Here is a 6,000-nt window from a genome sequence, read left to right on the forward strand (position 1 = left end):
TGTTAGACAGTGTCGGTGAGTCGGTGGCGCTACTCAACCGCGAACAATATCGACAACCGGCCGCCATACTGTTGAAAGGACAAAAACAGCATAGGCCAGAAATTGCGTACAGCGCCGATGGTTTTGGGCTTTAGCAGGCTGGCGTTAACGATTTTTCCGACGGCCAGATAGAGACATTCTGGCCTGAGCTCGAAGCTGACGGGCGTTGCCAAGAGGCCTTTGCGCACCGCATTATTTGCACTGCAGTCGGGTCGGCGCAATCACGGTGCTAGTATTGGCATGCCGGTTGAGCGAAACACCAGTACCCATGAAAATCATAATGAGCATTTAGATGCCACTGAGAGGAATTTCTCCATGTCACAAACACTGGTCGCAGACGAGTTAATTGCCCAGGCACAAAGCGCCACCGGGTTAGAGGATTTTGGCGGCAACAGCTATCGCGAAGGGCTGGATATTCTGCTGGGGGATTACAACGCAAACGGCGCGTCTGCCAATGAGCGCCTGCAAGGGTCTCTGATGATGTCCCTGTGCAACCGCCTCAAGACCACGGACTACCTGAATCAGAATCCGGAGCTGCTGCAGCGCCCTGTCGAGAAACCCGTGTTTGTGTTCGGTGTGCCGCGTACCGGCACCACCTTGTTGAGCAATCTGCTGGCCACTGACCCCGCCCGTCGCTCACCGCTGACCTGGGAAATCGACGATCCGGTTCCGCCGGCCACCAGCGCCACCCTGACCACCGATCCCCGTGCGGTGGCCCGCCTGGAGATGGAAAAGAAAATGCTGGCGGCCATGCCCGAGATGGGCAAGTACTACCGCAGCTCGGCCATCTACCCCAACGAAGACGTGTACATCATGGCGCACGACTTCAAAACTCTGATGTGGGAATCCCGTGGCAAGTGCCCCAACTACCGCGACTGGTTGCTGTCCACCGACATGACCAGTGCCTATGAATATCACAAGAAATACCTGCAGGTGCTGCAACATCACGCGCCGGGTGTCTGGAACCTGAAAATGCCGTCGCATTCTTTGTTTCTGGAAACGCTGCTGAAAGTCTATCCGGACGCGCGCCTGGTGCTGACCCACCGCGATCCCCTGACAGCCACCGGATCGTTCTGCGGCATCATCTCCCAGGGGCACGGTTCGGTCGGTCCGGTAGACGCCGAGTACATCGGTCAAAACTGCCTCTACCAAGCCGCCGAGCACGCTAACCGCGTGATGGACTTCCGCGACCAGCACGGTGAAGACCGCGTTATCGATGTGCACTACGCCGACCTGATGAACGACCCCATCAGTGCCATGCGCAAGCTGTACACATCGTTAGGCGATGACTTCACCACGGAAGCCGAAGCCGGCATGCAATCCTGGCTGGATGACAACCCGCAGAACAAGTTCGGCAAGCACGAATACAATCTGGAAAAGTTCGGTCTGAGTGTCGACACTGTGAAGCCGGCTTTTGAACGTTATCTGAGCCGTTATGAGGTCGAGCCAGAAGGCGTGTAACGGTTAAGAGCCATAGCCTGCTTACTACAAGCCCCGTGCAGTCAATGCACGGGGCTTTTTTTGAATTGCAGTTTTTTGAGTCGCAGATTTTTTAAGCGCAGCTGGATGACTGCAGTTAATGGTTTTGTGTATGCGGTCATTGCTTTGTGGTGACGAGTTATTCGTGCGGCGGCATGTGGCTGCCTTGCATATTAGCCAGATGGCTAAAGGGGCTGATCACCGCCCGGCCGCCACGATTTAAGACATGGGTATAAATTTCGGTAGTGCGCACATCGCTGTGGCCCAACTGCTCCTGAATCGTGCGGATGTCTGCGCCGCGTTCCAGCAGATGGGTGGCGAAGGAATGCCGTAAGGTATGGCACGAAGCCGGTTTGTGAATGGCCGCCTCGCGCAGGGCTTTTTTGATGGCGCGCTGCAAAATCTGCTCGCCAATGTGGTGCCTGCGTTGCTTGCCACTGCGGGGATCAAGACTGAAGTTGCGGGCCGGAAATAAATATTGCCAGCCCAGCTCAAACGGCGCATTCGGGTATTTTCGCTCCAGCGCGTAGGGCAAAAAGACCCCATCCCAGTTGGGGGTGAGGCGGTCTTTTGCGAACAGGGTCGCGATATGGTCTTTCTGAAGGTTTAGCGTTTGGACTAACTGAGGTGCCAGTGTGGTGATGCGCGACTTGCGTCCTTTGCCCTCGCGCACCAGCACCGTCAACTTATCCGTATCGATGTCCTGATGGCGCAAACGCACGGTTTCCATCACCCTTAAGCCCGAGCCGTACATCAGCGCCCCACATAAATAGGCATCCCCCTGTAAATGCAGAAACAGCTTCGCGATCTCCTCGACGGTCAGTACGGTGGGTAATTTTTTTGGCGCACTGGCTCGATGAAAATCGCTGAAGTCGGCCAGTTCCCGCTGGAGGCAGGTGCGGTATAAAAACACCAGCGCGTTCAACGCGGTTTTTTGGGTGTTGGGTGAGACCCGCCGGTTAATGGCCAGATGTTCCAGAAATGTGCGGATGTGAAACTCATTGAGCGTATCGGGGTGCTGATATTGATGAAAACGGATATACCGGATGATCCAGTGCAGGTAGGTTTTTTCAGTACGCACGCTGTAGTTCTTGGCGCGAATGGTATGACGTACAGATTCAATAAAGGGGGACGGCATGGCGGTTCTCACGACTGGTCATGCATACAGTATTGAAAGGCGGGTGAGCCTGGTCAACAATGGGTTGTTGAATATGGCGCCAATAAGGCCAACAGGGACGGATAACCAGACATAAGTATGAGCGAGGGAGGTGCCGCTTTCTTGAATGTTACTTCTTTGTGTTGTTCCTCTTCAGAGTTACAGTGGATACACTTCACGGTGACGTGTTGAAACACGTCAGAGTTTTTAATGGTTTGAAATGGATGGGATTATCCGGTTTTTAGTGGGTAATTTTTTGTGGATATGTGTCATGGTGACGTATTTAAGTACGTCATCACGACATTGAATAATATGTTATAAGCACGGAAATTTCGGTGGATCAAACTAAATACAACGTCATGATACTCAGAGAGGCATTGAATGCTCTGGCGACTACAACCGAAGAGCAATTACGCTTGAATAAGGAAGGTCTTGCATATCTGGATGATATATTTGATACGATGCCTCTAGATTTTCTTCCTTGGCTTGAAGAATGCGGTGTAGTAGGTTCAAAGTTTGCAAACGATTTTAGGGAGTTGTACGGCGAAATTGATAGCACGTTGAGCCAAATGTCTTGGGAAGAAGAGGATGATTTTATTAAAAGTAATTGTGAGTCCCTTCGAGAATGGCGAGTTAAAGCTAATACTCTTCTCGGACAGCTCGCAAGCTTATAACAATACGGTCAACGCGGACACAGCTACGCCGCACCACTATTTGGTTCGCTTTGCTCACTTTACCAAATAGTGGCGCAACGCAGCTGTGCCGGTTACCTCAACGTTAGCCTTTTTCCGTCGTCGGAAGGTTAGTTGCGCTCCTGAGCTGCGGTGCAAAAGAAAAGGGTGTGTTTTGTAGCGTTCGCGAAGAGCGTAGGTGACGAATAAAAAGTTGGTTGCGTTCAGGCGGCCAGGAGGCCGCTAAAATCGAACGAGGCCAAAGTTACGTATGTTTTTAATCAGGCTGTGAAATGAGCCGTTCATTCGCAGCTTTAAATTAAAAGCAAAACCGAAAACCAAAAGCAAAGTATTTATTTTTGTGGTTTACATAGTTTAGCAATATTAAATAAAGTGAAGTGGCGTGGCTAACAAGTGTAGGCACCGGACAGCCAAACAGCTGCGCCGTTTGTCTGCAGGTGCTACAGGCGTTAAATGGCGCGGCCTGATAGTTCTTTGAATTCAGAGTGGGCTTCGCCTGATCTGTAGTGGCTGGGCAGTGGTAATGAAGCTGGTAGTAGCGTGGTGCTGGTTCAGTTCGTTGGGCTCTACCACCGTTCAGTGTCGCTGAGCAGGGTTTAAAGTTGGGCAGGCTGTTAAGGTGTCAGCCAATATACAGTTCGTTCTTCTTGGCTGCCGTTTAGATTGGTGGCTGAGCTAAGTTGATTGCCTTCTAAGGCGGCGTTGTTCAGTTGCAGTTTAAGCTACAATTACGGTGTTCTAAATGTCGCAGTTTAAAGGTTCGGTGGCGCTGGGGCGCCACAACGTGGTGTTGTTCAGTAATGAGTGTCGCCAGTTTTAACAATACGGTCAACCGGACCCAGCTACGCCGCACCACTATTTGGTTCGCTACGCTCACTGTACCAAATAGTGGCACAACGCAGCCGGGCCGGTTACCTCAGCGTTATGTGATTTCGAGTTCTAGATGAGAAAAATAGATTTAAGATCCCTTATTTTTGCAGTCGGAATATATACATTCCTTGCCATAATTTTCTCTATATTCAATTCTTGGGTAATTTCATATACAGAGGGGATGTTATTTGGTGATGCTGGAGCTTACTCCCATGAAGATCACGTAGCGGTTAGAGATCATGTTTTCTATCAAACGTTCGATTATATATTTGAGTTTCTGAAAATAGTTATTCCATGTAGTTATGTGGCTTATAGGTGTAAGAACGGTGAATTGCGAAATGCCTTCGCAATGTCCTCTCTTGCTGCGCTGTTTAGTTCTTTAACTACATATAGTTGGTTCCCGTTTAGCGTTCCTGTTACTGTTGTATTGTTTGCTGTTCTCTACTCGGTAATTTCTTTACCCGTTGGTCTTTTGGCAAAGTATGTTAAAGCGCGACGGTTACGCACATAACAAGTTGGTCAACGGGAACCACCTACGCTACACAAGCATGTGGTTCGCTGCGCTCACGTTACCACATGCCTGTTCCGCTCCGGCGGTCCCGTTACCAAAGCGTTAAATGGCGCGGTCTGATAGTTCTTTGAATTCGGATTGTGCTTCGCCTGATCTGTATTGGTTAGCAGTGGCAAGGTGTGTAGCTGTAGCGTGATATTGGTTCAGTTCGTTGGGCTCTACCACCATTCGTTATCGCAGAGCCAGCGTGAGGCTGGGCAGGCTGTTAAAGTGTCCACCATCGTACAGTTTGTTCTTCTTGGCTGTCGTGTAGTCTGTGGTTAAGTTGAGTAGATTGCATTCTAGGGTGGCACCTAACGGTTACCGGGTAGGCTACAATTAAGGTGTTCTAATTGTCTCAGCTTAAAGGTTTGGTGGCGCCTGGGGCGCTACAAAGTGGCGGTTGTTCAGTAATGAGTGTCGCCAGTTTTAACAATACGGTCAACCGGACCCAACTACGCCGCACCACTATTTGGTTCGCTACGCTCACTTTACCAAATAGTGGCACAACGCAGCTGGGCCGGTTACCTCTGCGTTATGCATCCCAGTTGGTGTTTTGATTAATGTATAGAAATTCTGATGACTGAAGAAAATGCTTTTTACGCTTTCACAACATTAGTACTAACACTGCTCACGTTTCTATTTAGGAAAAATTGGTCGCGACATATAGTTTTAATATTGTTCCTGTGTTTGATTATCGAATTAGCATTTTTTAGGCCAGGTGTTGTGTATCGCCAAGTAATGTTATCTCAAGAGATTGTTGATAAGTCAGAAAGTATTAAGGTTGATGATGCTGTCCGTAACTATCTTCACCTAACAGAAAGAAATAATCTGAGCATCATTATTCTTGTACTGGGCCTAGCGGTACTTAGTATTCACAATAATGGTAAAAAGTAGATGCTGTTGTAAAATATGCCCATTGGTAGAATGTTTACGGACTAAGCTTAGGTCTTCGGTATATGCATAACAATTGCATCAAGCATCGTTCCGGCCTTTGGCCTCCACTGGACGGCGCTACGTGGCAAAAAATGGTGCATTCGCTGGTGCTCATTGTTGCACCATTTTTCACCACGCAGCACCGCCGCTTATGCAGGCGTTGAAATTGTAGAAAAACTCCTAAAAATAGGTGTTTTTTGATAAAATTAGGCATCGGAAAAGGACTACCGCCATGCCAAACTTCAAAAAGTACAACTACAGCCAGTCAACGATGGTTG

At 49.3% G+C, this 6,000-nt stretch carries 4 protein-coding genes; 3 read left to right on the forward strand and 1 reads right to left on the reverse strand.

Annotated elements, in window-relative coordinates; genetic code table 11:
• The first annotated feature begins 354 nt into the window (after positions 1–354).
• Complete coding sequence (locus G8770_RS10830; RefSeq protein WP_167186077.1) at positions 355–1,500, forward strand: sulfotransferase family protein; 1,146 nt, start codon at positions 355–357, stop codon at positions 1,498–1,500.
• Between the two features lie 157 nt (positions 1,501–1,657).
• Here G8770_RS10830 and G8770_RS10835 read toward each other — a convergent pair whose 3' ends face one another.
• Positions 1,658–2,656: an integron integrase gene (locus G8770_RS10835; protein ID WP_167186080.1), complete on the reverse strand. Its 999-nt coding sequence runs from the start codon at positions 2,654–2,656 to the stop codon at positions 1,658–1,660.
• A gap of 353 nt (positions 2,657–3,009) precedes the next feature.
• Between G8770_RS10835 and G8770_RS10840 the strand changes: the two genes are divergently transcribed.
• On the forward strand, positions 3,010–3,348 hold the full coding sequence (locus G8770_RS10840; protein WP_167186083.1) for a hypothetical protein: 339 nt from the start codon (positions 3,010–3,012) through the stop codon (positions 3,346–3,348).
• 2,017 nt (positions 3,349–5,365) lie between these two features.
• A complete protein-coding gene (locus G8770_RS10845; protein ID WP_167186086.1) occupies positions 5,366–5,683 on the forward strand; it encodes a hypothetical protein in 318 nt (105 codons plus the stop codon).
• Positions 5,684–6,000 lie beyond the last annotated feature (317 nt).

Origin of the sequence: Pseudomaricurvus hydrocarbonicus (assembly GCF_011602365.1) — a bacterium.
Classification (GTDB): domain Bacteria; phylum Pseudomonadota; class Gammaproteobacteria; order Pseudomonadales; family Cellvibrionaceae; genus Pseudomaricurvus; species Pseudomaricurvus hydrocarbonicus.

Coding starts and splice junctions, on each gene's coding strand:
- G8770_RS10835 (WP_167186080.1), bottom strand. CDS start 2,656: ATGCCGTCCCCCTTTATTGAATCTGTACGTCATACCATTCGCGCCAAG.
- G8770_RS10830 (WP_167186077.1), top strand. CDS start 355: ATGTCACAAACACTGGTCGCAGACGAGTTAATTGCCCAGGCACAAAGC.
- G8770_RS10845 (WP_167186086.1), top strand. CDS start 5,366: ATGACTGAAGAAAATGCTTTTTACGCTTTCACAACATTAGTACTAACA.